General features: G+C 35.8%; 29 protein-coding genes. 10 read left to right on the top strand and 19 right to left on the bottom strand.

Features of this window, described 5'->3' with window-relative positions:
- Positions 1 to 66 precede the first annotated feature (66 nt).
- The 14 genes from NBX25_RS06700 to NBX25_RS06640 form a co-directional block, all read right to left on the bottom strand.
- Positions 67 to 1,026, bottom strand: a complete 960-nt coding sequence (locus NBX25_RS06700; protein WP_123908323.1) for a protein-glutamine glutaminase — start codon at positions 1,024 to 1,026, stop codon at positions 67 to 69.
- A 206-nt stretch (positions 1,027 to 1,232) separates the two neighbouring features.
- Positions 1,233 to 1,961 (bottom strand): lipoyl(octanoyl) transferase LipB, encoded by a 729-nt coding sequence (gene lipB / locus NBX25_RS06695; protein WP_123860075.1) that lies wholly within the window; start codon positions 1,959 to 1,961, stop codon positions 1,233 to 1,235.
- 31 nt (positions 1,962 to 1,992) lie between these two features.
- Complete coding sequence (trpA, locus tag NBX25_RS06690; protein WP_123908322.1) at positions 1,993 to 2,727, bottom strand: tryptophan synthase subunit alpha; 735 nt, start codon at positions 2,725 to 2,727, stop codon at positions 1,993 to 1,995.
- A gap of 78 nt (positions 2,728 to 2,805) precedes the next feature.
- Complete coding sequence (trpB, locus tag NBX25_RS06685; RefSeq protein WP_123908320.1) at positions 2,806 to 3,984, bottom strand: tryptophan synthase subunit beta; 1,179 nt, start codon at positions 3,982 to 3,984, stop codon at positions 2,806 to 2,808.
- A 4-nt stretch (positions 3,985 to 3,988) separates the two neighbouring features.
- Positions 3,989 to 4,534: a GNAT family N-acetyltransferase gene (locus NBX25_RS06680; RefSeq protein ID WP_250253216.1), complete on the bottom strand. Its 546-nt coding sequence runs from the start codon at positions 4,532 to 4,534 to the stop codon at positions 3,989 to 3,991.
- Positions 4,535 to 4,628: 94 nt separating this feature from the next.
- On the bottom strand, positions 4,629 to 4,835 hold the full coding sequence (locus NBX25_RS24760) for a transposase (protein WP_349815570.1): 207 nt from the start codon (positions 4,833 to 4,835) through the stop codon (positions 4,629 to 4,631).
- Positions 4,810 to 5,013 carry a transposase gene (locus tag NBX25_RS24655; protein ID WP_284346216.1) on the bottom strand — a complete coding sequence of 68 codons (204 nt, stop codon included), beginning with the start codon at positions 5,011 to 5,013 and terminating at the stop codon, positions 4,810 to 4,812. Before NBX25_RS24655 ends, NBX25_RS24760 begins: the two co-directional genes overlap by 26 nt.
- Before the next feature lie 167 nt (positions 5,014 to 5,180).
- Positions 5,181 to 5,891 carry a phosphoribosylanthranilate isomerase gene (locus NBX25_RS06670; protein ID WP_250253398.1) on the bottom strand — a complete coding sequence of 237 codons (711 nt, stop codon included), beginning with the start codon at positions 5,889 to 5,891 and terminating at the stop codon, positions 5,181 to 5,183.
- 65 nt (positions 5,892 to 5,956) lie between these two features.
- Positions 5,957 to 6,730 carry an indole-3-glycerol phosphate synthase TrpC gene (gene trpC / locus NBX25_RS06665; protein ID WP_123908313.1) on the bottom strand — a complete coding sequence of 258 codons (774 nt, stop codon included), beginning with the start codon at positions 6,728 to 6,730 and terminating at the stop codon, positions 5,957 to 5,959.
- Between the two features lie 44 nt (positions 6,731 to 6,774).
- Complete coding sequence (gene trpD, locus NBX25_RS06660; protein WP_123908311.1) at positions 6,775 to 7,761, bottom strand: anthranilate phosphoribosyltransferase; 987 nt, start codon at positions 7,759 to 7,761, stop codon at positions 6,775 to 6,777.
- Positions 7,762 to 7,829: 68 nt separating this feature from the next.
- A complete protein-coding gene (locus tag NBX25_RS06655; protein WP_123908309.1) occupies positions 7,830 to 8,432 on the bottom strand; it encodes an anthranilate synthase component II in 603 nt (200 codons plus the stop codon).
- 35 nt (positions 8,433 to 8,467) lie between these two features.
- Entirely contained in the window at positions 8,468 to 9,895 is a 1,428-nt protein-coding gene (locus NBX25_RS06650) for an anthranilate synthase component I family protein (protein ID WP_250253214.1), read from the bottom strand.
- A gap of 257 nt (positions 9,896 to 10,152) precedes the next feature.
- Complete coding sequence (locus NBX25_RS06645; protein ID WP_250253213.1) at positions 10,153 to 10,797, bottom strand: hypothetical protein; 645 nt, start codon at positions 10,795 to 10,797, stop codon at positions 10,153 to 10,155.
- 242 nt (positions 10,798 to 11,039) lie between these two features.
- Entirely contained in the window at positions 11,040 to 11,477 is a 438-nt protein-coding gene (locus tag NBX25_RS06640) for a cupin domain-containing protein (RefSeq protein WP_250253212.1), read from the bottom strand.
- A gap of 219 nt (positions 11,478 to 11,696) precedes the next feature.
- On the opposite strand from NBX25_RS06640, the gene NBX25_RS06635 reads away from it, so the two are divergent.
- The 4 genes from NBX25_RS06635 (at position 11,697) to lysS (ending at position 15,078) form a co-directional block, all read left to right on the top strand.
- The gene (locus NBX25_RS06635) at positions 11,697 to 11,915 is read left to right on the top strand and encodes a hypothetical protein (RefSeq protein ID WP_123860088.1); all 219 of its coding nucleotides are present in this window, start codon (positions 11,697 to 11,699) and stop codon (positions 11,913 to 11,915) included.
- Positions 11,915 to 12,280, top strand: coding sequence for a c-type cytochrome (locus tag NBX25_RS06630; protein WP_250253210.1), 366 nt, complete (start codon positions 11,915 to 11,917; stop codon positions 12,278 to 12,280). Before NBX25_RS06635 ends, NBX25_RS06630 begins: the two co-directional genes overlap by 1 nt.
- A 3-nt stretch (positions 12,281 to 12,283) precedes the next feature.
- A complete protein-coding gene (rlmF, locus tag NBX25_RS06625) occupies positions 12,284 to 13,207 on the top strand; it encodes a 23S rRNA (adenine(1618)-N(6))-methyltransferase RlmF (protein ID WP_250253208.1) in 924 nt (307 codons plus the stop codon).
- A gap of 173 nt (positions 13,208 to 13,380) precedes the next feature.
- A complete protein-coding gene (gene lysS / locus NBX25_RS06620; RefSeq protein WP_123860091.1) occupies positions 13,381 to 15,078 on the top strand; it encodes a lysine--tRNA ligase in 1,698 nt (565 codons plus the stop codon).
- A 36-nt stretch (positions 15,079 to 15,114) separates the two neighbouring features.
- Here the strand turns inward: lysS and NBX25_RS06615 are convergent, their stop codons facing one another.
- The 3 genes from NBX25_RS06615 to NBX25_RS06605 are packed head-to-tail and all read right to left on the bottom strand — an operon-like array spanning position 15,115 to position 17,981.
- Positions 15,115 to 15,630 carry a ClbS/DfsB family four-helix bundle protein gene (locus NBX25_RS06615; protein WP_250253207.1) on the bottom strand — a complete coding sequence of 172 codons (516 nt, stop codon included), beginning with the start codon at positions 15,628 to 15,630 and terminating at the stop codon, positions 15,115 to 15,117.
- A 6-nt stretch (positions 15,631 to 15,636) separates the two neighbouring features.
- Positions 15,637 to 16,641 (bottom strand): cytochrome d ubiquinol oxidase subunit II, encoded by a 1,005-nt coding sequence (locus tag NBX25_RS06610; RefSeq protein WP_123860093.1) that lies wholly within the window; start codon positions 16,639 to 16,641, stop codon positions 15,637 to 15,639.
- Positions 16,638 to 17,981, bottom strand: coding sequence for a cytochrome ubiquinol oxidase subunit I (locus NBX25_RS06605; RefSeq protein WP_123908300.1), 1,344 nt, complete (start codon positions 17,979 to 17,981; stop codon positions 16,638 to 16,640). Before NBX25_RS06605 ends, NBX25_RS06610 begins: the two co-directional genes overlap by 4 nt.
- Before the next feature lie 234 nt (positions 17,982 to 18,215).
- On the opposite strand from NBX25_RS06605, the gene gyrB reads away from it, so the two are divergent.
- The 6 genes from gyrB (at position 18,216) to NBX25_RS06575 (ending at position 23,353) form a co-directional block, all read left to right on the top strand.
- Complete coding sequence (gyrB, locus tag NBX25_RS06600) at positions 18,216 to 20,150, top strand: DNA topoisomerase (ATP-hydrolyzing) subunit B (RefSeq protein WP_250253206.1); 1,935 nt, start codon at positions 18,216 to 18,218, stop codon at positions 20,148 to 20,150.
- Between the two features lie 81 nt (positions 20,151 to 20,231).
- Positions 20,232 to 20,654, top strand: a complete 423-nt coding sequence (locus NBX25_RS06595; RefSeq protein ID WP_123908297.1) for a DUF5684 domain-containing protein — start codon at positions 20,232 to 20,234, stop codon at positions 20,652 to 20,654.
- Between the two features lie 497 nt (positions 20,655 to 21,151).
- Positions 21,152 to 21,313, top strand: coding sequence for a hypothetical protein (locus NBX25_RS06590; RefSeq protein WP_250253204.1), 162 nt, complete (start codon positions 21,152 to 21,154; stop codon positions 21,311 to 21,313).
- Between the two features lie 8 nt (positions 21,314 to 21,321).
- Positions 21,322 to 21,528: a DUF3858 domain-containing protein gene (locus NBX25_RS06585; protein ID WP_250253203.1), complete on the top strand. Its 207-nt coding sequence runs from the start codon at positions 21,322 to 21,324 to the stop codon at positions 21,526 to 21,528.
- A 101-nt stretch (positions 21,529 to 21,629) separates the two neighbouring features.
- Positions 21,630 to 22,457 (top strand): RsiV family protein, encoded by an 828-nt coding sequence (locus NBX25_RS06580; protein WP_250253201.1) that lies wholly within the window; start codon positions 21,630 to 21,632, stop codon positions 22,455 to 22,457.
- Between the two features lie 44 nt (positions 22,458 to 22,501).
- On the top strand, positions 22,502 to 23,353 hold the full coding sequence (locus NBX25_RS06575; protein ID WP_123908290.1) for a diacylglycerol/lipid kinase family protein: 852 nt from the start codon (positions 22,502 to 22,504) through the stop codon (positions 23,351 to 23,353).
- A gap of 232 nt (positions 23,354 to 23,585) precedes the next feature.
- On the opposite strand, the gene NBX25_RS06570 is transcribed toward NBX25_RS06575, so the two are convergent.
- Both NBX25_RS06570 and ggt read right to left on the bottom strand, forming a co-directional pair.
- Positions 23,586 to 24,866, bottom strand: a complete 1,281-nt coding sequence (locus tag NBX25_RS06570; protein ID WP_250253199.1) for a dicarboxylate/amino acid:cation symporter — start codon at positions 24,864 to 24,866, stop codon at positions 23,586 to 23,588.
- Between the two features lie 187 nt (positions 24,867 to 25,053).
- Positions 25,054 to 26,742, bottom strand: coding sequence for a gamma-glutamyltransferase (gene ggt, locus NBX25_RS06565; protein WP_123908284.1), 1,689 nt, complete (start codon positions 26,740 to 26,742; stop codon positions 25,054 to 25,056).
- Positions 26,743 to 26,860 lie beyond the last annotated feature (118 nt).

Raw genomic sequence — 26,860 nt, 5'->3', positions numbered from 1 at the left:
TAATAAAGTATTTGTAAAAAGCTCCTGCAATATATTAATACATGCAGGAGCTTCTATAAAAGTGAGTTAGAATCCGCAATGTGCTGTACTAGGTACTGGAGCTGAACAGCCTGAAAGGGCTGAAAAAGCTGTTAATGTACAATTGGTATTGACCAGGTTGTTATCATATAATAAAGATCCTGATGGACTTCTGTAGTAAACATTTCCTGCTGTGTTAGTAAAAGATGAAACAGAAGTAGAACCACAAGTAGAGTTGGTGCATGCCGCTCTCCATGCAGTATCCGTGATAGGACCTGTTCCATTTAGAGAAGGGTCAATAATTCTTTTTTCAACCACTCCGGAAGCATTTTTAAAGCTTACAAGGATAGCCACGTGATACACCCATGATACGCAACAAGTTCCGGTAGAAGCTCTTAAATTTCCATAGACGAATTGCTTTTCACATTCATATCCGGCATTGTTTAAAATCTGTCTCATTTTGTGTGCTCTTGCATAGCAGCCGTCTACAGGATATCTGAACGTAATACATGGAGAAGATGCTGTAGAAGTTCCACAAGATTGATTTTTGATCTGTGTAAATAAGCTGTTCAAAGTGGCCAGGTCAGGAATAACACTGGCTAATTTTCTGGTTACCTGATTTCCTGCTTTTTCTTCTTTTGTTAAAGCAGATTTAAAGAAACGAATATCTTCCAGTGTTGGACTTTCTACCTTCGCAATTTCATTGGAATTGGCCTTAAGGAAAATATGAACCGGGGATTCATTTTTTACAGCCTCGCTAATCATAGAAATATAAGCCTCATTTTCCTTAGTATCTTTAATTTCATAAGGCTGGGCTGAAAGAATAAAGGAAACCTTATATTTTTCCCCTTCTTTATCTATCCCTACAGGAACAGTTCTTCCGAACTCTTTCATCGCAGTTTCTTTGGTCTGTGAATTCACAGCTTCCTGATTCGCATTGGAATCTGAACAGGAGTTGATGGACAGTACGGATACAAATACCATCATGGATAGCAAAAATTTTTTCATAGTTCTCATATTTTGGTGGTTAATGATTTTTAAGCTAAACAGCGTTTTCTTTATTCACTATTTAGTGATATTAAAATTATGAAAAATTTAAATATCTGCAAGTTTTTTTTGAAAAAAATAATTTATAATTCATTTTTGTGAATCATATTCATAAAAAATCCCTATGTATTGGCTACATAGGGATGATATCTTGTATGTTGTTAAAATTACTTATAAATCAGTTCTGCTTGAAATACATCCGCAAAATGCTTTCTAATTTTTGCTTTTACATCTTCCATTTCTTCCGGTGTCAATTCTCTTTCCAGTTCTCTTTTTAAAGAAGTAACCTGCTTATCCTTGATTCCGCATGGAACAATGTATTCAAAGTAACGCATATCTGTATTCACATTCAAAGCAAAGCCATGCAAAGTTACCCATCGGGAAGCTTTTACGCCCATTGCACACATCTTTCTGGCATAAGGTTTCCCAACATCCAGCCAAACACCGGTTTCTCCAGGAGAACGTTCTCCTTTCAATCCATATTCGGCAATCGTTCTGATGATAACCTCTTCAAGATTTCTCATATATAAATGAATATCTGTAAAGAAATTTTCAAGATCCAGAACAGGATAACCCACAATCTGACCATAGCCATGATAGGTGATGTCTCCGCCACGATTGGTTTTTACATAAGTGGCTTCTATTTCCTTCAGTTTATCAATTCCGGCCAGCATATTTTCTTCGTGTCCGCTTTTTCCCAATGTATACACATGCGGGTGTTCTACAAAAAGAAGGTGGTTCGGGGTGGTAATATGCTGTTCTGCAGGCAGGTCGCGGTTCTTTATTTTGGTATCAATAATACTCTTCATCAGCTGTTCCTGATAATCCCAGGCGGGCTGATATTCTTTAATACCTAAATCTTCAAATTCTACTGCTTTATTTTGATTTGTATTCATTTCAATTTTTGATATACAAATTTAGTGAATTTTAAGCTTTTATGGAATGGATAAAATCTATGGCATTCTTCTTCCAATCTTTATCCTGCAGCAACACATTCACAAAGGCTGTTCCAATGATTCCGCCATCTGCTTTTTCAGTTACATTTTCAAAATCTTCTTTTGATTTTATTCCGAAACCGATCATTACCGGATTCTTAAGAGGAAGATCCGATAATCGGGTCAGATAATTTTCATTCTTTAGAACAGTGTTTTCATTTCCTGTAGTGGAAGATGAGCTTACTGCATATAAGAATCCTGAGCTTAATGAATCCAGATATTGTATTCTTTCATCAGACGTTTCAGGGGTAACCAAAAAGGTGAAATTAAGGCCGTAGTTTTTCAGAATATGCTGATAGTTTTTCTCAAATTCAATAGGAGGGAGGTCAGGAAGAATAAGTCCTGAAACTCCGCTTTCTGAGCATTCTTTACAAAACTTTTCAAAACCAAAGCTCAGTACAGGATTGATGTATCCCATTAAGATGACGGGAACTTTTATTTTATCTTTTATGGTTTTTAATTGAGAAAAAAGTTTCTCAATAGTCATTCCGTTTTGTAAAGCCAGTTCGTGGGCTTTTTGAATCACAGGTCCATCGGCTACGGGATCAGAATAAGGCATACCGATCTCAATCATGTCTGCTCCGGAGTCCTGGATAAGTTGTATGATGTCAGCAGTATCTTCCAATTCTGGGATTCCTGCAGTGAAGTATATATTTAGTTTTTTCATTTTTTTATTGTATTGATGTATTCATGCAAAATGTATTTATGATCTGGTTTGTCATATGACATGAATACTTTTTACATTTTACAAATTTTTAAGATAGGTCTCCATATCCTTATCTCCGCGCCCACTTAAGCAAATAACGACAATATCCTCTTCATTGAATTTTTTCTTGTCTAAAACTGCAAGAGCATGAGAACTTTCAAGAGCAGGAATAATTCCTTCCAGTTTGGTCAGTTCAAAAGCACATTTCAAGGCTTCATCATCATTAATACTGAAAAACTCAGCTCTTTTTTCCTTGAATAAGTTCGCGTGAAAAGGTCCGATTCCAGGATAATCAAGCCCCGCAGAAATTGAATGAGGTTCAATGACCTGTCCATCTTCAGTTTGCATTACAAGACTTTTGCTTCCATGAAGTACCCCCAGCGTTCCTAAGAAGGTCGTAGCTGCGGATTTCCCAGAGTCCACTCCATGACCTCCAGCTTCAGCAGCAATGATTTTTACTTCTTTTTCATCTACAAAATGGTAAAATGTTCCGGCAGCATTGCTTCCACCACCTACACAAGCAATCACATAATCCGGATTTTCTCTCCCGATTTTTTCTTTAAGTTGCTCCTTAATCTCTTTTGAAATGATGCTTTGAAATCTTGCTACAAGATCTGGGAAAGGGTGAGGTCCTACCACACTTCCAATCACATAATGAGTCGTAACAGGATTATTGATCCAATCTCTTAGAGCTTCATTGACTGCATCTTTCAGTGTTTTTGATCCTGAAGTGGCTGCTATAACTTCTGCACCCAGCATTTTCATTCTGGCTACATTGGGCGCCTGTCTTTGGATATCAATTTCTCCCATATATACGATACACTCAAGACCAAGCAAGGCACAGGCTGTTGCTGTTGCTACACCATGTTGTCCGGCTCCGGTTTCTGCAATAATCCTTGTTTTTCCAAGGCGTTTTGCCAGAAGAACCTGTCCTAAAGCATTATTAATCTTGTGAGCTCCGGTATGGTTGAGATCTTCCCGTTTTAAGTAGATCTGTGTATTGTATTTGTTACTTAAGTTTTTAGCAAAATACAACGGAGTTGCCCTGCCAACATAATTTTTAAGCAAATCCTGGTATTCATTCTGAAAGTCTTCCGACTCAATGATTTCAAGATAATTCTTTTGCAGTTCTTCTACATTCGGATAAAGCATTTCGGGGATAAAAGCTCCTCCAAATTCTCCATAATATCCATGTTCATCAGGGTTTTTATAATTCATTTCTTTATTCTTTAGTAATTAAATAAGCATTATTTTGTGGGCTCAATGTAGTGAGCTGTTCTTTTTCTTTTTGAGAGATATTAAATATTAAAATATCATCATCTTCCGAATTGATCCATTCCGAACCTGTATGTTCCTTAATAGCTTTTGCTTTATCATAAAGGATTTCAATACTGCATTTTTCATAAAACGGACGAAGGTCAGTATGGCAAAAACCAATGGTCTCCACCTTTCTTTGGGTAACATTTTCTTTAAAATATTCTATCAACTTTGCTCCATATCCTTTTTTTTGATGGGCAGCAACCAATCCTACAACTTCTGCGAAAGGGTATTGTTCCCCGGAGATTTCCAGTGCAAAATCAAAATTAAGCCGGAGAACGGCCAGAATTTCAGAATGTAAATCCATCAGAAAATGAAACTCCGAATCTTTAAAAAAGCTGCGGAAATAGGCAGGTTTCATCGTGTTCCATGCAGAAACATCCCAGAGCGGCAGAATATGTTCAATTTCTTTGTCTGTTATTTCGTTGGCTTGTTTAATCTGATATTTCATAGTTTATTACATAATAATCAAAGGTAACAAAAGAGTCCCGAAGGGACGATTTAACCCTAGCAAAGGATAAAATCCTTAGCCATAATCATTGCATCTAATCCCATAAAAATTTTTCATCATAATCCATTTTATGTTTTTCCAGCATTTCAATAAATTCATTTTTAAAATTTTGTTTTTGATGATGCTGGCGTTGATTTTTAATATATTTTGACACAATGTGAACATCTTTTTCACCTACTGAAAACGTACCATAACCATCCTGCCAAAAGAAATTCTCATATTTCCTGCCTTTTGTTTTGATCCATTTTGAGGAATGTTGCCTTTATTTCCTGAACCAATTTCATTAATGCAATTTTCCTGGACAATCTACAAAGAATGTGAATATGATTGTCTGTTCCGCCAATCTGTAATGCATAGCTTTCAAAATCTTTACATAATGTAGCAATGTAGGCGTACAATTCATTTTCTATGTTTTTCATCTATAAAATCATTCCGGTATTTTGTCTGAATACGATATGAATGTAATTTTTGACTAATGATTGTGGCATTTGTGTGTTTTTTGGTGGTTGGTATTTATGTTGTCATGAATGGGTTTGTCATTGATATATTGGTTGCTAATATTGATTGGAATGTTTCCAATTCTGGGTTAAATCGTCCCGTTGGGACTCTTTGGAATGATGGTTTTAAATTTTTTAATCCTGTTTACATCCTTATCACCCGGAGCTATCTCAAATTTTGAATTAATATCTAAGGCAAATGGCTTCTGTTTTAATCCTTCCATATGCTTGATATTCTCTTCTGAAATACCACCACTCAGGAAATAGGGTAGTAGAATATCAAAGTCATTTAATAAATTCCAGTCAAATAGTTGACCTGTTCCTCCAAATGCCTTGCTGTCTGTATCAAACAGGTAGTAGTTGATAGGTTGTAGGTTGTGGGTCGCCGCATTATCATTGAAGATCTTTGCTATTTTCTCTTTGTTTTCAGCTGTATTATTTCCGATTCTTATCACTTTGATGATTTTAACATCTGGGTTCAGTTGTTTTCTTAGTTCAGTAATTAGGCTGTCATCCTCATCACCATGCAATTGAATCAAATTAAGCTTTCCTTTTTCAGCTATTTCAACAATGGTTTCAATTTTTTCATTGACAAAAACCCCAACTTTTCCCTGATGATTAATCTGTGCAATATCTTCAATGCTCAAATGATTCAGAACATATCGTGGCGATTTTTCGTAAAAAATAAAGCCTAAGAAATCTGTATTGATGTCAATTAATTCCTGTATCTGGTCGAGATTTGTCAGACCACAGACTTTAAGGGCAGGAGAGGTGTAATGGGTTGCTTGCTGTTGGTTCATGATAGTTATAGACTTTTGATTATCCAGAGTGAAATCCATTTTCAAATTTTCAAATTGACACATTTTCAAATTAGTAAAGAAAACTCTTCAAATGCTTTTGCCGGATCTGTATTCCTCATAAAATATTCTCCCATCAGGAAACCATCAAACCCTTTTTCCTTTAAATATTTAAAATCTTCAAGATTATAAATCCCGCTTTCTGCAATAGATAATGTGTCTTTAGGAAGTTGATCTTTTAGCTGGACAGAATGTTGTAAATCAACTTTAAAATCCTTTAAATTTCTGTTATTAATTCCGACTAAATCAATTTTAGAATTAAAATGTTTCAGTTCCTCTTCCGTATGAATTTCCAATAAAACTTCCAGATCCAATTCATGAGCCAATTCTGTAAACTCCTGAACTTGATTAGGAGAAAGACAGGCTGCTATCAGTAAAATAACATCAGCTCCCATGCTTTTGGCCTCATAAAACTGGTATTCATCAACCATGAAATCTTTTCGTAAAATTGGTACGCCAAGATGATTTCTTACGGCCAGAATATCATTAGAACTTCCTCCAAAAAAGTCATTATCCGTAAGAATGGAAATCCCACTTGCCCCAAAGTTCTCATAAGCAGAAGTAACTTCTAAAGGCTGAACTTTATCATTGATGATTCCTTTTGACGGAGATTGCCTTTTAAACTCAGCAATAATTCCGCTTTTATTTCTAATGGATTCTTTTAATGAAGAGCTCTTTCTTCCAAAAAATGCTGTATTTTTTAACTGATCGATGGAAATATTAGCCTTTGAAACCAAAATCTCTTCTTTTTTTCTTTCAATAATTTTATCTAGTATGGTCATGAGTAAAGATTAGAAATTAGAATGTTATTAGGTAAATTAAATTCTTAATTAATTAAAAGATCAAATGTTTTTAATGCTTTTCCACTTTCTAAGCTTTCCTTAGCCAACATAAGACAGTCCTCATACGTCCCGAATTTATGAGTATGATAAAGTGCTACGGATGCATTGGCTAAAACCACGGAGTTTTGTTGTTCCGTTCCTTTTCCTTCCAGAATATTCATGAAAATTTTTGCGGTTTCCTGAATGGTGTTTCCGGCCTTAATATCTTCTAAGGTTACAGGATTGAATCCTAAATCTTCTGCAGAATAGATTTCTTCACCTTTTTTGGTGATGATTTTGCTGTCGTGGGTAAGGCTGATCTCATCATAACCATCCAATCCATGAACTAAAATAAAATCCTTTTCCTCTTTTTGTAAAAGATATTGATAAATTCTTGCAATTTCCAGGTTATATACTCCAATCATGGAATATTGAGGTTTTGCAGGGTTTACCAAAGGCCCCAGAAGATTAAAGAACGTTCTTAATCCAAGGGATTTTCTCAATAATCCAACGGATTGAAGAGCAGGGTGGAAGTAAGGGGCATGTAAAAAGCAGATATTCGCTCTTTCAAGATCTTCATTCAGCTGCTCTGAACTGTTCTTGAACTGATATCCAAGTTCTTCCAGTACATTGGATGAGCCTGTAGTGGTTGAAGCCCCATAATTTCCGTGTTTTGTTACCTTCTGCCCGGCTCCGGCCACCACAAAGCTGGCCAATGTTGATATATTGATTGTGTTTTTTCCGTCACCTCCCGTTCCTACGATATCAATGGCATCACTGGAATCAATATGGATAGGAACCGCCATCTGCAACAGAGCTTCTCTAAAGCCTTCTAATTCTTTTAATGTGATATTTCGCATCAGAAAAACACTGATGAAGGCTGTAACTTCTGCTGCATTGAACTTGTTCTGAGCAATTTCAATCATCATGGCCTTGGCCTCAGACTTTGATAAGGTATTGTGATTGAACAGGTATTGCAATATTTCTTTCATTTGAGGAGTTTTTATGATGGATGGATCTTGTGTTGTTGTTTTCATACTTGGCTTACTTCATTAAACTTTTACTGATTTAAAAAGTTTCGGATGATTACCTCTCCGTCAGGAGTTAAAATACTTTCGGGATGAAACTGTACTCCATGTACATCATAGGTCTTATGCTGAAGGGCCATAATCATTCCGTCTTTATCAACTGCTGTAACTTCCAATTCATCGGGGAAGTTTTCAGGATTAACAGCCCAGCTGTGGTATCTTCCTACTTCAAGCCCTGATGCTAGATCTTTAAAAAGTTTGGTGTTTTCCTTTACCAAATCAGTAGTGGTAGCCACTCCGTGGAAAATTTCAGTCAGATTGATTAGATTTCCACCAAAAGCTTCTGCAATGGCCTGCTGTCCCAAACACACACCTAAAATACTTTTAGTAGAAGCATATTCTTTAATAAGTTCCAGTAAAATTCCTGCCTCTTCCGGAATTCCAGGTCCTGGAGAAAGTATGATTTTATCGTATTTTCCGACTTCTTCCAAAGTGATCTGGTCATTTCTTACCACATCTACCTTCTGATTCAGGATTCTTTCGATGATCTGAACAAGGTTATAGGTAAAGCTGTCATAGTTATCAAAAACGAGAACCTTAAGCGGTGATTGTTGAGTGTTGATATTGTTATTCATTTCTTTTTTGTTGAAGGTTAATTGATTTTTGATGCTTAGCTTTCTATGACAATTTTTTCTGCCTTTTCTACTGCTTTTTTCAGGGCATTTAATTTGTTATTGACTTCCTGCAACTCATTTTCAGGGACAGATTTTGCAACAAGACCGGCTCCTGCCTGATAATATAGTGTATTGTTTTTGCTTAAAAAGGTTCTGATCATAATGGCTTGATTGCAGGTTCCGTTTAATCCGATAATCCCTATACAACCTCCGTAATACCCACGGGAATCTTTTTCATATTGATTGATGAGTTGAAGAGCTTTATGTTTTGGGGCTCCACTTAAGGTTCCCTGAGGGAAATTGGCAGAGATCATGTCTAGAGGATTGATTTGCTGGGGAAGGTCTGCTGTTACTTCACTTACCATGTGGATGACGTGAGAGAAAAGCTGAATTTCTTTAAGTTTAGTCACTGTTACATTTTTACCCAGCTTTCCAAGATCGTTACGAGCTAGATCTACCAGCATTGTGTGTTCAGCATTTTCTTTAGGATCATTCTTTAAGACTTCAATAGCTTGAAGGTCTGTTTCTAAATTCCCTGTTCTTTTGGAAGTTCCGGCAATCGGATGAATAATAGCTTTGTTGTCTTTAATGATTAACTGGCTTTCAGGACTTGATCCGAATAGTTTATAGTTTCCATAATCAAAATAAAACAGGTAAGGAGAGGGGTTGATGTTTCTTAGAGCACGGTAAACATTGAATTCATCACCTTTGAATTTCTGCTCAAATCTTCTGCTCAGTACCAATTGGAATACATCACCTCTCATACAGTGTTTCTGAGCTGTTTTTACCAATTCGATATAATCTTCATCAGTAATGTTGGATGTTTCCTGACCGTTTTTTTCAAATGGATAGACTGGGGTATTTTGATTTTTGATGAGGTTTTCTAAAAGATGTAGTTCAGATTTCACACCATCCATTTGATTTTCAATAATATGCATTTCGTCATTGAAGTGATTGATGGCAATTACATATTGGTATAATCTATATCTCAGAATTGGAATTTCTACTTCCGGACTTTGTGCTTTTAAATTGATGTTTTCAAAAAACTGTACCGCTTCAAAGCTTGTATATCCGAAAAGGCTCTGTGCAGTTTGTTCAATAGGATCATTGGTTTTTTCACAATCAAAAATAGTACGGAACTCTTCAAATATCTCAGAGATATTGCGCTCCATAATGAATTGCTTTACCGGAGCAGAATCAGGAAGTTTGATTTCAAATTCATTTAAGTTTTTTACTTCAATTCCTGCAACGGCATTGATGGCTATAAAGGAAAAGTTGTTATCAATACTTTTTGAATCTGAGCTTTCCAGAAGGATCGTGTCTCTGAATTTGTCTCTAATCTTAAGATAAATATTCATTGGAGTATGAAGATCTCCAAGAGTTTTTTTCGAAACGGTATTTATTTTGATTTTTTGTGTAAACATCTGCTGTTTTATTTTTTTTAGATTGTAGGAATAAAAAAAGGCTTTAACGGTATCCGTCAAAGCCTTATATTGTGTATTGTTTTACTTATATCTGCTGTTTGTTTAGCAACATGACAATAACTTCAGACCCGACGAAGAGTTTGAAAGCCACCACCAAATATTGTTGCTCATTGTAAACATTGGGACAAATGTAGAAATTTTTTTAATACAAAAAACAAAAAATTCAAAAAAATAAAAAACTTAATATTAAAGTAATTCTATTTCAGTTGTTTAAGTTCTTCTTTGAGCTCTTCCAGCTTTATTTTATAACTTTCCTCATCATAAGATGCCGTATAACCTTCCAATGCTTTGATATATTCTGCAATGAATTCTTTATTGGTTCTGTCTGCTTCATATTTAATTCTTGCAGAGTTTACCGGAGCCAGTTTTGAGTATTTAAGGACTGCTTTTCCTTCCTCGGACTGATTATAAAGAATAACGATATTTTTTTCGTATCCCGGAATGTATTTTACAGGAAAAGGAATCTCTACTGGAGGGATCCTGATGGTATTTTCAATAGGATAGATCGTTGCGCTTGTGGTAGAGAAAAATGTTGAAACATATTTCCCATCCTGTTTTTTAATAACGGCCTCATAATCGTGAATGTACATGTCATTCAATGTAGAATTAGTTTCTACATCGGAAGTAATAATAGCGGTACTTTCTATACCATATTGATTCAGAAACCAGGCATTTAGAAACTGTCCGCAAAATCCATTTAAAATAGAGAGAGGAATTGCCAGAATTAAAAACCATGCTTTTTTAGTGAGATAGGATAGTAATCCAAAAATCAGAAAAAGAAGGATCACCGTATAAAAGCCGTGGTGGCTGGTGAAAAACAGTATTTTCGAAATTAAAACCATAACTTTTATCTTATCATCAGAAATCTATTTAAAATTATAAAAAAAATTAAGAGTACAATGGATATTTTGAAGTTAAGATAATGGAAATTAATTTGTAAAAGTAAATAGCCTATAATACTAAGTTCACAATGAGCTTATATCACAGCAATAAAAGGTATTTTATTTAGAAAGACACTATTTGTTGGCTAAGCGAAATGATTCTGTAATCAGAAAGACTCTGTGTGAACTTAATGGCTTTTAATTTAATGTACCGGTTCTGAAATAGGTATATCGGGAGATCCACTGTAGAAGACAATTAACGTTGCTCCTTTATCTCCGGTTTTGCCTCTGTGGGCAATGTTCACCATTTCCGGAAGTACTTCGCCTTGTCTTATCCATTGTGTTTTACCATCTTCCTTCTTTTCAATCTGAATTTCACCTTTTTCTATATAGGCTGCGTTAATCACCGGATGTTTGTGCCAGTCTAAAGCTTTATGAGGTGGGACGGAAATTTTAAGTACAGAAATTTCAGGTTGTCCACTCGGATAGTTGGGGTACAATGTTCCTTCCCATGATTTTGTCGTTTTTAATAAGGTTACGGATTCGATTTTATCAGAATATTCAGAGGATTGAATATCTGATGAAGAATTGTCACAAGACAATGAAAGGGCAGTGAGTGCAACAAAAAGAGTTGTACTCAATAAATTCTTTTTAGTCATAAGTTCAAATTAATAGTTATGTTTTGGTGTAAACAATTAATATCACAAAAGTAATAAGTGAATTTAAATCTCCCTAGTATTTGAATTATTATTTTTATATGTTGAATTAAGTATTGTTGTTTAAAAATATTATTCAAAGAAAACATTTGTCATAAGCTGAAACGTTTATTTTTTATATTTTTGCTTTCAAATTAGAAAAAAATGAAAAAAGTATTCGCAATCGCATTTATTGGAGGTTTATTATTAGCTAGCTGCTCTAAAAAAGCTGATCACTCATTACAGGACAGCAACACTATGCTTGAAGAGCCAGAAGCAACTACAGTGGTAGATTCAACTGCTAAAACTGCTGCTCCGGCTGCTGCAACTCCGGCTACCCCTGCTCCTGAAGCTGCTAAAACAGATTCTACAGCGAAGAAATAATGAAAAACTTATTTTTGGCAGGAGCTTTAGGTCTGCTGATCTTTTCCTGTTCTAAAAAAGAAAATACAACAGAGATAGCGTCTTCAGATGCTGCATCAGCTCCAGCTCAGTCCAATCTTTCCGGTGATCAGATCATGGAAACATTGGATTGTTCGGGGTGCCACTCTGTTAATGAGAGAATGATAGGACCTTCTTATCAGGAAATCGCAGCCAAATATTCTGACAAGGATATCGAGTTGTTGGCTTCCAAAATTATAGAGGGCGGCAGTGGAGTTTGGGGAGGTGTCCCTATGGCTGCTCATCCACAGGTGTCTAAAGAAGATGCCAAAAAAATGGTGGAGTATATTCTAAGCCAGAAAAAATAAAAAATGTCCACAGAAAAATCCAGTCTGCATACAAGAAATCTGCACCGTAATCCTTATGATTTTGATCGGCTTATTTCTTGTGTGCCAGAACTGAAACATTATGTTTTTGTGAATATTCATGGGACAACAACTATTAATTTCAGCATTCCTCAAGCTGTAAAATTACTCAACAAGGCTTTATTATTCCATTTTTATAATGTTAAAGATTGGGATATTCCCGACACCAATTTATGTCCACCTATTCCTGGTCGGGCAGATTACATTCATTATATTGCTGATCTGTTAGCAGAAAAAAATGGTGAAATTCCAACCGGCACTTTTGTAAATGGACTTGATGTTGGAGTAGGAGCAAACCTCATTTATCCTTTGATTGCCCATAAATCTTATGGTTGGAAGATGCTTGGGACGGATATCAATGAAGATTCTTTAAAAAATGCACAATATATCCTGGATCAGAATCCGGATTTGTCCTCATCAATTGAATTGAAACATCAGCCTGATTCCAAGTATATTTTCAAAAATATACTAAATCCTGAAGACCGGTTTACATTTTCTATGTGTAATCCCCCTTTTCATGATTCAAAAGAATCTATGATAAAAGGAAATTTTCGAAAAACAAAGAATTTAAATAAAGGAAAAGACAGGAAAACGTTGCTCAATTTTGGGGGACAACAATCAGAATTATGGTGTGAAGGCGGAGAATTGAAATTCATTACCAATATGATTAATGAAAGTGTTCAATATTCATCACAGATTCTTTGGTTTACTTGTCTGGTTTCTAAAAAAGATAATTTATATAAATTAACTACCCTTTTAAAGAAAGTAAAGGCTGTAGAGGTGAAAACCATTGATATGGCTCAGGGACAGAAAATAAGTAGAATATTGGTGTGGACATTTATTCCTCAACAGAATAGGAAAAGCTTTTAAAGTTCAAAGTCTAAGGCTTAAAGTTAATAACACATCAATTTATATCTCTTATTTCAATACCTCATATCCCGTATCTCAACTCCATTCCGGCTGACATTTTAAAATTTCTGAAAAAATCAATTGACGGTCAACTCAAAAATGCCTAAATTTGTACGCTTTTAGAAAAATAAGAAATGCAATTATCAGAACAAGAAATCATTAGAAGAGAAAAGCTGAATAAGCTTACTGAAATGGGGATTAATGCGTTCCCTGCGGATGAGTATACCATTACAGATACTACAGAATCTATAAAACAGGACTTTTCTGAAAGTAAACAGGTGAAGATTGCTGGTAGATTAATGTCCCGCAGAATTCAAGGGAAGGCTTCTTTTGCAGAATTGCAGGATTCTAAAGGAAAAATTCAGGTTTACTTCAACAGAGACGAGATTTGTCCGGGAGATGATAAAGAATTATATAACGAAGTATACAAACACCTTTTAGATATTGGTGATATCATTGGTATTGAAGGAGAATTGTTTACTACTCAGGTAGGAGAAAAAACGGTTTTAGTAAAGAATTTTACCCTTCTTACTAAAGCTTTACGTCCACTTCCTCAGGCAAAAACAGATGAAAACGGTGTTGTACACGACGGATTTACAGATCCTGAATTAAGATACAGACAGCGTTATGTAGATTTAACAGTAAATCCACAAGTGAAGGAAATCTTCGTGAAGAGAACAAAATTGTTCAATGCGATGAGAACTTTCTTCAATGATGCAGGATATTTTGAAGTGGAAACTCCAATTCTACAGTCAATTCCTGGTGGAGCAGCGGCTAAACCGTTCATCACGCATCACAATGCATTAGATATTCCATTATATTTAAGGATTGCTAACGAATTATATCTGAAAAGATTGATCGTAGGTGGTTTTGACGGAGTATATGAATTCTCTAAAAACTTCAGAAACGAAGGAATGGACAGAACTCACAACCCGGAGTTTACAGCTATGGAAATCTATGTAGCTTATAAAGACTACAACTGGATGATGGATTTCACTGAGAAATTATTGGAATTCTGTGCTATTCAGGTAAACGGAACTACAACAGCTACGTTTGGAGAACATGAAGTAGATTTCAAAGCTCCTTATCCAAGAGTTTCTATGACAGAAGCAATCCTGAAATTTACAGGTTTCGATATCACTGGAAAAACAGAGAAGGAATTATATGATTTCGCGAAGTCTATTGGAATTGAGGTGAATGAAACGATGGGTAAAGGGAAATTAATTGATGAGATCTTCGGTGAGAAGTGTGAAGGAAACTTCATCCAGCCGACTTTCATTACAGATTACCCGGTTGAGATGTCTCCATTGACTAAAAAGCACAGAAGCAAAGAAGGTTTGACTGAACGTTTTGAATTAATGGTATGTGGAAAAGAAATTGCCAACGCCTATTCAGAGCTTAACGACCCTATCGATCAGAGAGAGCGTTTTGAAGCACAAATGGCTTTATCTGAAAGAGGAGATGATGAAGCAATGTTCATCGATCAGGACTTCTTAAGAGCCCTTGAATATGGTATGCCACCAACTTCAGGATTAGGAATCGGTATGGACAGATTAATTATGTTCTTAACGAACAATGCCTCTATTCAGGAAGTATTATTCTTCCCTCAGATGAGACCGGAGAAAGCAGTTCCTCAAATTGAACTGGGAGAAGATGAAAAAGTAATTCTTGAAATTCTTAATTCTCAGGAAGAAGCAATGTCTTTGGCTGAAGTAAAAGAAAGAAGCCAATTATCTGGTAAAAAATGGGATAAAGCTTCTAAAACTTTGACAAAGAATAATATTGTGAAAGTAGAGAAGATTGATGAGAATCTATTGATGAAACTAGCTTAGTTTTATACATCATAATAATAAAAAACCGGTACAGAATTATTCTGTACCGGTTTCTTTTTTCCATTTTCTTAGCTGTGACCTGAAATTTTTAAAAGGGGCAACCGTATTGATATGGATCCATTTCCAAACGGGCCATTTAGCTGATGTTGTTGCCCATTTTCTCTGTTCAGGAACAAATAGGGTATTATCATCAAGACTTTCAATCCATTTTATGATTTCATTGACTTGCTTTTTTAGGAGTTCTCTTTGATCTGATAAGCTATAGGAGCCATATTGTTCATAGAAAGACTGGTATAATCCTTTTAAATTATTCCATTTGTATTCTGGAGTTGGTGTTTTTACTTCAATTCCTTTTTTCTCATCAGATTCCCATTGAAGGATTAAATGTGTCCAGCCAATCTGATAGGATATATTCTGGGATGGAGTTTTATCCACTCCTGGTTTTAACAGATCTTTTTCAGCTTCTTTAATATCATCAAACTCCTGATCATAAAGATGGTATCTTGTTTTGATCTCTTCAATAAGTTCTGTTTTGTCCTTATAACTTTGCATATTTACTTATTTTCTCAGCTTACTGAATGAAGCCATCAGGTAAAATAAAAACGGAAGAATAAATAATGAACCTAGCATCAATGCCCATCCCAATGCAGAAATAGTCTTGGGAGGTGCCATATGTTCTAACAGTGAAAGATGTTGCCCATTACCTAATAAGATAATATCCGGGTTGTGCTGATAAGTTGCCGCCACAAGGATCATAACCATTTGAAAGCCTGCCAGAGCTCTTACAGGAAGTAATTTCTGGTTGTTGAGAGCTCTTAAAATAAGCAATAAAGCAACCGTGGCAAAAGCAATCGCCATGATTCCTAAAGGTTTTGAAAATACCCAGGTTAAAAGAGGAATATCCGAAAGGTAAGCTGTAGCGAATACAAGAACTCCTGTAATGACAACAAAGATCATTGTTTGTTTTGATTTTCTGATCATTAATAGCAATTCTTCTTTCCCACGGGTTTCTCTCAATGAAAAGATAGAAGCAAGATAAGCACACAATGCTACAGTGAATAAACCTACAGAAACTCCAAACCAATTCAGCCAGCTGTAAACATACAGATCCAAAAAGGTAGTAGCATCAGGATTGATAGAGTATGAAACCGTTGCTGCTGCAATTAATCCCAAAAAGAATGGGGTTAAAAGACTGGCATAATAGAAAATCTGAGTATATAAAACCTGCCAGTTGTCCTTTACTGCATCATAGTGCCTGAATGTAAAGGCTGTTCCTCTTGCAATAATTCCTACAAGCATTAAGACTAAAGGAATATGAAGATAGGTAGACATTGTAGTATAAATCTCAGGAAAGCCTACAAAAAGGATAACAATGGCAATAATCAGCCACATGTGATTGGCTTCCCAGACGGGGGCAATTGATTCATACATAATTTCATGAGTTTTATGGCGGGCTTTTTTATTCGTAAAAAGTTCTACAATACCTGCCCCAAAGTCAGCCCCGCCCAGAATAATATAAAGACAGATGGAAAGCCAGAGAAATCCTATAACAATGTAGATCATGATTTTTTGTTTTTATCGTTAAACTGTGGGTCTGTTGGATCGTAAAGTCTAGGGACCATTTGGACTTGTCTTCTTAAAAGGAAGATCAGAATCAATGATAAGGATATAAAGATTGCGGTGAAAAAATAGAATGAATACTGTATTCCCGGCATTGGGGTTACGGCATCTATTGTTCTCATCACTCCATAAATAATCCAAGGCTGTCTTCCTACTTCAGTAACAGTCCATCCTGCTTCCAGGGCAATATATCCAAATGGAGTAGCAATTAGAAATGTTTTTAATAACCAGTTTTTGGTCAGCCATTCCTTTTTAAAGAAGAAAGCATAAAGATATACCGTTCCTATGCAGATCATTATTACTCCAAAGAAAATCATAATCTGAAAGGCATAATGGGTAACCGCTATCGGTGGCCATTCGTCTCTTGGGAAGTCTTTAAGCCCTTTTACTTCAGCATTGAAATCATTGCTTACCAGAAAGCTTAATACTTTGGGGATTTTAATTGCATATTTTATTTCCTCCTTCTCCTCATCAGGAATTCCACCAATTACAAAGGCAGCCCCTTTTTCCGTTTCAAAGTGAGCTTCCATAGCTGCTAATTTGATAGGTTGCCTTTCTGCAACAGACTTTGCAGCTACATCTCCACTTAAAGGGGCTCCAAACGCTCCAATTAGAGCAAAACCCACTGCAATTCTGAATGCTTTGGTATGAAACTCCACATTCTTTTTTCGCATAATTAAAAAGGCATGAACTCCGGCTACTGCAAATCCTGTAGCACAAAAAGCAGCAACGGTCATGTGAAGAGCCTGTGGAAACCATGCATCATTAAACATGGCTTTAATAGGATCTATATTAAGGTATTGTCCGTTAATATAATCGAAACCGGCAGGAGAGTTCATCCAGGCATTGGCGGCTACTACTAAAATACCGGATGCCAACCCGCTTACTCCTACAAGAAAACCGCAGAACCAGTGAAACCACTTATTGAACTTATCCCATCCATATAAGAAGAATCCAATGGCGATGGCTTCAATAAAGAAAGCAGTACCTTCTAATGAGAAGGGCATTCCGAAGATAGGACCTGCGTGTTTCATAAATCCGGGCCATAAAAGTCCCAGCTCAAAGGAAAGCATCGTTCCTGAAACAGCACCGGTAGCAAATAAGATCGCAACTCCTTTGCTCCAGGCTTTTGTGAGGCCTTTATACACTTCATTTTTGGTTTTCAGGTATTTCCAATGGGCAAAAGCCATTAAGAAAGGCATTACCATTCCCACACAGGAGAATATGATATGGAAGCCCAGAGAAAGCGCCATCTGGGCGCGGGCAGCTATAAAATCATCCATAATATCAACTTTTCAGTAAATAAATTTACGCATAAATTATTGATGTTGAGTATGATTTAAAACAGTTGATATTTCAGTAATACATTTTAATTTTGAATCTTTTATTGGCTAGCCATTCCTTATGTTTTCGCTAAGAAAACTCTACATTTTTTTGACACTTTTTAACTTTCATACCTCGAAAAAAATCACGATATTTGTAAGTCTTTGCATATAGCAAGATTTTTAATATTTAATATGAGTCAAAAACAATATACAGCTAGTAGTATTCAGGCATTGGAAGGAATGGAGCACGTACGTATGCGTCCTTCAATGTACATTGGTGATGTGGGATTAAGAGGTCTCCATCATTTGGTTTATGAAGTAGTAGATAACTCTATCGACGAAGCATTGGCAGGATTCTGCGACACGATCTTTGTTGCCATTAAAGAAGGAAACGGGATCGAAGTGAGCGATAACGGTAGAGGTATTCCGGTTGACTTCCACGAAAAAGAACAAAAATCTGCTCTTGAGGTTGTAATGACAAAAATTGGAGCCGGAGGTAAGTTTGATAAAGACTCTTACAAGGTTTCAGGAGGTCTTCACGGGGTTGGAGTATCGTGTGTGAATGCACTTTCCAACGAGATGATCACTACGGTTTACAGAGATGGAAACGTTTATCAGCAGATCTATTCCAAAGGAAAAGCACAAACAGGTGTTGAAGAAATTGGAAATAGTGACAAAAGAGGAACAAAACAGTTTTTCCAGCCGGATGATACTATTTTTACAGAATTAGTTTATAATTATGATACTTTAGCAAGCCGCTTAAGAGAACTTTCTTACCTTAACAAGGGAATTACGATTACCCTTACCGATGAAAGAGAGAAATTAGAAGACGGTTCTTTCAGATCAGAAATTTTCCATTCTGAAGGAGGATTAAAGGAATTTGTTGCTTATATCGATGGAAATCGTGAATCTATTATGGAACATGTGATTTTCATGGAAGGAGAAAGAGATAATATTCCTGTAGAAGTAGCAATGCGTTACAATACTTCCTTCAATGAGAACCTTCACTCATATGTAAATAACATCAACACTCATGAAGGAGGAACTCACTTAGCAGGTTTCAGACGTGCTTTAACGAGAACTCTTAAGAAATATGCTGATGATTTGGGGATCCCACAAAAAGAAAAAGTAGAAATTACAGGGGATGACTTCCGTGAGGGGTTAACGGCTGTAATTTCTGTAAAAGTAATGGAACCTCAGTTTGAAGGACAAACGAAAACAAAACTAGGAAACTCTGAAGTTTCCGGGGCTGTAGATAAAATTGTAGGGGAAATGTTAACGAATTTCCTTGAAGAAAACCCTAATGAAGCAAAACAGATCGTTCAGAAAGTTGTTTTGGCTGCAAAAGCAAGACAGGCTGCTAAGAAAGCTCGTGAAATGGTTCAGAGAAAATCTCCAATGGGAGGTTCAGGGCTTCCTGGGAAACTATCTGACTGTTCTTCCAAAGACCCGGCAGAATCTGAAATTTTCCTTGTAGAGGGAGATTCCGCAGGTGGAACAGCTAAACAAGGACGTGACAGACACTTCCAGGCTATTCTTCCATTAAGAGGTAAAATTTTGAACGTAGAAAAATCTATGCTTCATAAAGTATATGATAACGAAGAGATCAGAAACATCTATACTGCTCTTGGAGTTTCTGTAGGGACAGAAGAAGATAGCAAGGCATTGAATATGGCTAAGTTAAGATACCATAAAATTGTTATCATGACCGATGCCGATATTGATGGATCTCACATTTCTACCTTGATTCTTACTTTCTTCTTCAGATATATGAAGGAGCTTATTGAGAACGGGTATATTTATATTGCTCAACCTCCTTTGTATTTATTGAAAAGAGGGAACAAAAAAATATACGCTTACAACGAGAAAGAGCGTGAAGAGTTTACTTTAGAAATGTCTCCGGATGGGAAAGGTGTTGAAGTACAGCGTTATAAAGGTCTTGGAGAAATGAACCCTGAGCAGCTTTGGGAGACAACTCTTAATCCTGAACACAGAATTCTGAAACAAGTAACGATTGATAATGCAGTAGAGGCAGATAGTGTTTTCTCAATGTTGATGGGAGATGAGGTTCCGCCAAGAAGAGAGTTTATCGAGAAAAATGCAAAATATGCAAAAATTGATGCATAAACGTTTTTTAAAATATCAAAAAAAGCTTCTAATTATTTAGAAGCTTTTTTTATATTTGGATAAACCAAAAAAAATAATAATATGTTAACTCTTTTACAAACAGACTCCTACAATGGAGTAGACGCGGTTTCTGGTGCAGCTGGTGCAGGATTAGGGATTGGATCAATGTTCATGAGCTTACTAATATATCTGTTTTATGGATATTGTATGTTCAAAATCTTTAAAAAAGCAGGTAGAGAAGATGCCTGGGCAGCTTTTGTTCCTATCTATAATGCGGTTGTGATGTTGGATATTGTGAAAAAGCCAATATGGTGGATCATCTTATTCCTAATTCCATTTGTAAATCTTTATGCTGCTTGGGTAGTCAATGACAGATTGGCGAAAGGTTTTGGAAAAGAAACTCCGATTTACACAATCTTGCTGTTTTTCTTTGGGTTTATTTTTATTCCGGTTCTGGGCCTTGGAAGTGATACCTATGACAGTAAAAGAATTCCGAATGATTAAAAAATAAATAGAAAATTTAAAGACTTCAGAAATGGAGTCTTTTTTTATTGGATACTATAATGATTTGTAGTATTTATTGTACTCTTCTGTATAATTAATTCTATAATCATTGAATTATAACAATTGAAAATTATTTTAAATTTGAAACCGCAGACAATATGAAACTTACCGTTTCATATTAAAATATTTTTAATTTTAAATGATTCAAAAGACCTATACATTCAAACCGTCATTTTTGCTTGTATATAAAGAACCTTTGATTATTTACAACCTTATTTAAGGTAAATTTAGGATAATGCTTTTTTAAGTATTAGTTGAGGCTTCACGATGTGGAGCCTTTATTATTTCATTAAATTGGGAGAATTTAATAATTTAAATTTTTGAAAATCAATATATTGTAGTTATTGTTTGGGGTATTTAATTTTACAATGTTATTTTTTTTAAGTTTTCTTTAACAATTATCACTATTTTATTATTTTTGTCCAATTATAATAACCATGATGAAAATATTATTTCTTGGGGCATTGTCTACAGCCTCAATGTACCTTGCCCAAATCTATCCGGCTTCTACAATTCCAGAAAACTTAAGGAAAAATGCTAATGCTGTTATCAGAAAAGATTTTACAACAGTTCAGATCAATAAGATTGATGAAATGTAATTGAAGAATTGCCAAAAAATAAAAGAATTGTAACAGATGATAAAGAGATCGCATACAGTTATATTATTGAACAAAAAGGAAATAGGTTAGAAGTAACTACTACTACAAAAGTTTCCAGTGCCAATTATCCTAAAGAATACTATCCTGCGTTCAAACAAATTTGGGAAGTGGCTTCCAAACAGGAAAATCAGGTTATCAGCTTAGTAAAGAAATAATTATGAGTTGTTTGTAACCTTAATTTTATTTTTTTAAATAAATTTTCTAAAACCATTCATCTTTTGAATGGTTTTTGTATTGAATACCCAAAATTAAAATTATGAAAAATATGATTTCCGTTCTTGCACTTTCTTCATTCTTTGTTTTTACTGCCTGTAAGAAAAATGAAGTAACAGCAACGTCAATGGAGAAAACGGAAAATAAAAAATCCGAAGAATTTGCAGTAGATTCACTAGTAATAAAAGATTCTACAAAAATTACAGATTCGTTAAAACTTACGTATACATCCAAATTGTTAGTATTTCCTACTATAAAAGATAAAGCGCTTTTAGACAGTATCTATTTCCAGAATGATAAAATAAAAGATTTTTCTAAAGCTGGACTTCAAGCTTATTTGGAGAATGAAAAAAATAATTATTTCAATTCTGTAAAAAAAGACAGTAAAGATTGGGCTTCAGACATTACTTATGCTCAGGACTGGTATTCAAGCTCTCATATGAATTTGGTATCCGACACCAATGGGTATGTTCATATTCAATATACGGGAAGCGGATATGAAGGAGGAGCACATGATAATTACGGGTTCTCAGAAAGGGTTTTTGATCTTAAAAATAATAAGAAATTAGAATTAAAAGATATTACTTCCACTCCAAAAAGTAAGCTAGAAGCGATGCTCATGAAAAATATTGATAATATCAATAGTGGTACAATGGATGGAGACGGAAGCGTAAAGAATTCCGAAATGTTGTTGGTGGAAAAAATTCCGGCCTCAGATAACTTCTATTTTGATGATAAAAACCTGTATTTTCACTATAGTCCATATGAAATTGCGGCATTTGCAGCAGGAGATATTACAATTCCTATTTCATGGGAAGAGCTGAAGAGCACATTAAATGCAGAATTTAAAGAAAGAATGAAAATTAAATAACTTAATGCTTCCGGGTTCAGGAAGCATTTTCTATTTTTGTGGTAATGGAAAAAGTAGCTTTTATCATCAATCCTTTTTCGGCCAAAAAGAATTATCAGCCGTTTTTGAATGAACTTAAAAATAAGGTAGGTAGGCCTTTGTACTATGTCTCTGAATCTATTCCGGGAACAGACGAATTTATTAAAAAGCATTTTAATGAAGTCGATATTTTTGTAGCTATTGGAGGAGATGGAACCATTTCTACCGTAGCCAAGAACCTGATTTTTACAGACAAAATACTGGCAATTTTCCCGGCAGGTTCAGGAAACGGATTTTCCAATGAGACCCGTTTCAGTAAGAATCTGGATGAACTTTTGGAGAAAATAAAAGCTAAGCAATCCAGAAAAATTGATACATTTACGGTCAATGACAGGCTTTCCATCAATGTTTCAGGAACAGGTTTTGACGGGAAAGTGGTAAAAGAGTTTGAAAAGACAAGCCGTGGATTTAAAAACTATATCAAAGTTTCCCTGAAGACATTCTTCAATTATAGACCTATCAAAGTTACTTTTTTTGAGGAAGAATATAAGCAGTACAACGGCAGGTACCTGATGCTTAATGTTGCCAATACCCGCCAGTTTGGGAATAACGCCTATATTGCACCCCAAGCAAGCAAAAGCGATGGGTTGGTAGATATGGTTTTGGTAAAAAAGTTCCCTTTGACCTATTCCGCATTGTTCGCTTTCAGAATGTTTACGAAGAAATTAAAGGATGATGAATACGTAACTTATCTTCCTGTTTCAGAAATTTCATTTAAAGTAAATACCAAAAACTGGCACCTTGATGGTGAGTTTAATAAGATAGAATCACCCATTCATGTGAAAGTACAACCAGCAAGTTTGAATATTTTGGTGTAAAGTGTTATTTAGTTTGTTCCGTCAAAGCCGTAAATATCACCAAAATCTTTTTTACATTTTCTAAAGAATCTTTGAGGTAACCCATTTTTCAGGTTCACTCTTGTGATTGTATTTTTATCACAACTATCATTTCTATTTTGAAAGACCAGTATTCCATTTTTTTTATTGGGTGGGTACATCAGTGTTTAAAGTCAGACAATAATTTCCGACATATCGATTCTTTTCACTCAAATCAAATTTCTAATTTCTTTTCTATCTCATAAGGATGATCCAAACAATATTGTAATTGATCCTTATCCAGTTGTTTCTCCCAATTTGCCACAACAACAGTGGCCACAGAATTCCCGATAACATTGGTTAATGCACGACATTCGCTCATAAACTTATCAATTCCGAGAATCAAAGTCATTCCGGCTATAGGGATTTCTGGAACAACGGCTAATGTTGCTGCCAATGTTACAAACCCTGCGCCAGTAACACCCGCAGCCCCTTTTGAGCTTAGCATGGCTACTAAAAGAAGCATCAGTTGTTTTTCAATAGGAAGATGAATATTGAGGGCCTGTGCTATAAATAAGGAAGCAAGAGTCATATAGATATTTGTTCCATCAAGATTGAAAGAATAACCCGTAGGAACTACAAGGCCTACTATAGTTCGTGAGCAGCCTGCCTTTTCCATTTTCTCCATGATTCCAGGAAGGGCAGATTCCGAAGAACTTGTCCCTAAAACCAAAAGAAGCTCTTCTTTTAGATAAAGTAATAGTTTGAAAATGTTAAAACCGTTATACCATGCCACTGCTCCTAACACTAAAACTACAAAAAGGAAAGAGGTAATATAGAATGTAGCTACCAGGAATATAAGATTCAGAACAGAATGTAGTCCATATTTTCCTATAGTAAATGCCATTGCCCCGAAAGCACCTACGGGTGCAAGTTTCATCAGAATATGGACGATTTTGAATATCGGAGCAGACAGAGCCTGAAGAAAATCGGTTACTTTTTGGCTTTTTTCCTTCGTTAAAACCAGGGCAACGCCTGTTAAAATAGCAATAAGAAGAACCTGAAGGATGTTTTCACCTACCAAAGGACTGAAAAGTGTTTCAGGGATAATGTTCATAATGAAACCCGTAAGTGTGGATTCATGAGCCTTCTGCTGATATTCTGATACATTTCCGGTAAGGGTTGCCGGATCAATATTTAAACCATGACCAGGCTGTAAAAGATTTCCAACCACAAGGCCAATGATAAGAGCTAGGGTAGAGAAGGTGAAGAAATAAATCATGGCTTTTATGGCAATTCTTCCTACTTTTTTGAGATCCGTCATATGGGCAATTCCCAGGGTGAGGGTAATGAAAATGACCGGAGCAATAATCATTTTTACCAATTTGATGAAGCCATCTCCTAAAGGTTTCATTTTTTCTCCCAGTTCAGGATAAAAGTTTCCAAGAAGAACACCTGCAGTGATGGCGATAATAACCTGAAAATAGAGCTGATTGTATATTTTTTTTGTTTTCAATGAACAGTCGTTTTGTTTTTTTAAGGGCGAAAATTAAGAAATTTCATCTTAAAAACTGACAAAAGTCATGAAAAATAATCTGTGGTTTCAGACTTGGGTGGTGCAAAAAAAGACTTCGGCTTCATTCCCTGTAGTCCATCTGGTCTTTGGAATGAAGCCGAAGCTATATGAAGGGGTATGGTAATGTTTATTCTACTGCTACAGAGTCATCTCCACGTCCGTCTGCCACAGCATGGATGTTTCCGTTTTCATCAAGGACAATAACTTCCGTTTTTCCAATCTGTTTTACCTTTTCAAAGGTGTAATTTTTCTTTTTAAGTTCAGCAATAGTACTTTCAGGAAAATTATTTTCAACCTTTATCGTTTCCGGAAGCCACTGGTGGTGAAACTTAGGTGCATTCACTGAAATATTAGCATTTAATTTAAAATCAACCACATTGACAATAGATTGGTATACTGAAGTAGGAATAGTAGTTCCTCCCGGAGTTCCTACTACCATGTAAGGTTTTCCGTTTTTAAGCAGAATCGTAGGAGTCATGGAAGAAAGCATTCTTTTATTTGGCTGTATAGCATTTGCCTCACCACCTACAGCTCCAAACATATTTGGAACTCCTGGTTTAATAGAGAAATCATCCATTTCATTATTTAAGAAGAATCCGGCTCCGGAAACCAAAACTTTACTACCATAATAACCGTTCAGCGTAGTGGTTACGGAGGCTGCATTTCCATCCTTATCAAGCACAGAAATGTGAGTGGTTTGTGTAGATTCTTTAGGTTGTTCTATGATTTTTCCAACTTCTGAACTTGGAGTGGCTTTATCAAAGCTAAAGCTTTTCCATCTGCCTTTTAAATATTCATCAGAAATAAGGTAAGAAGTTTTATCCTGGATAAAATCCGGATCACCCATATATTCTGCTCTGTCGGCAAAAGCTCTTCTTTCTGCTTCAGTCATAATTTGTACAGCCTGTGCTGAATTTTGCTGGTATTTTTCAAGGTTTTCAAAGCTGGCCATTCTCAGCATTTGAGCAAGAAGCAGCCCGCCACTGGAAGGTAAAGGCATTGAAACTACATTGTTTCCTTTATATTCAAACTCCAGGGCTTTTCTTTCAGCAACCTTATAATTTTTAAGATCTTCAAAAGTAATGATTCCGTTCCCTTTTTTCATTTCAGCAATCAGGAGATCGGCTGTTTTACCTTCATAGAATCCTTTTGCTCCGAGTTTTTGGATCAATTTCAGCGTTTCTGCAAGATCTTTCTGTACTAAAAGGTCGCCTGCTTTCCATGGAGCATCCTTTACAAAAATGATAGCAGATTTATTATGTTTCTTAAAATGTTCTCTATTGTTATTAAGCATATCAGCTTCCTGTTCCGTGATGGCAAATCCTTGTTCTGCCAGATCAATAGCGGGTTGAATGATCTTTTCCATCGGAAGTTTACAGTATTTCAGGGTAGCAAAGAACCCTGCCACACTTCCCGGAATACCTACCGCTAGACGTCCGTTTTGAGATAGGTCTGTGTTGGCTTTTCCATTTTTATCGAGATACATATCCCTGGAGGCTTTTTTAGGAGCTGTTTCTCTGTAATCCAAAGTGAATCTTTCACCATTATTTTTTACACCCACCAGAAATCCGCCGCCGCCAATGTTTCCTGCCTGCGGATATACTACAGCTAATGCATACTGAGTAGCTGTAATGGCATCATAAGCATTTCCTCCCATTCTCAGGATTTTTGCCCCCGCTTCACTAGCTAGTGGATGTGCAGATACCACTACACCTTTATTCTTAACCTTTACCTCTTTTACAATATTGATATCTGTAAATTGGGCCCAGCTAAGCTGACTGGCTAAAATAATCGAAGCTATTAAAATCTTCTTCATAATGATTGTTTTTCTTATACAAAAATATGGAAATTACATTAATAACTTAGGGTTGGAGCCAGGAAAGTAAGATAGAGAGATGAAGAGGTTTTCTATGGGTCTTATAGCTTATATAAGT

Origin of the sequence: Chryseobacterium sp. Marseille-Q3244, assembly GCF_940807095.1 — a bacterium.
Taxonomy (GTDB): domain Bacteria; phylum Bacteroidota; class Bacteroidia; order Flavobacteriales; family Weeksellaceae; genus Chryseobacterium.
This window is presented reverse-complemented; position numbering and strand designations above follow the sequence as displayed.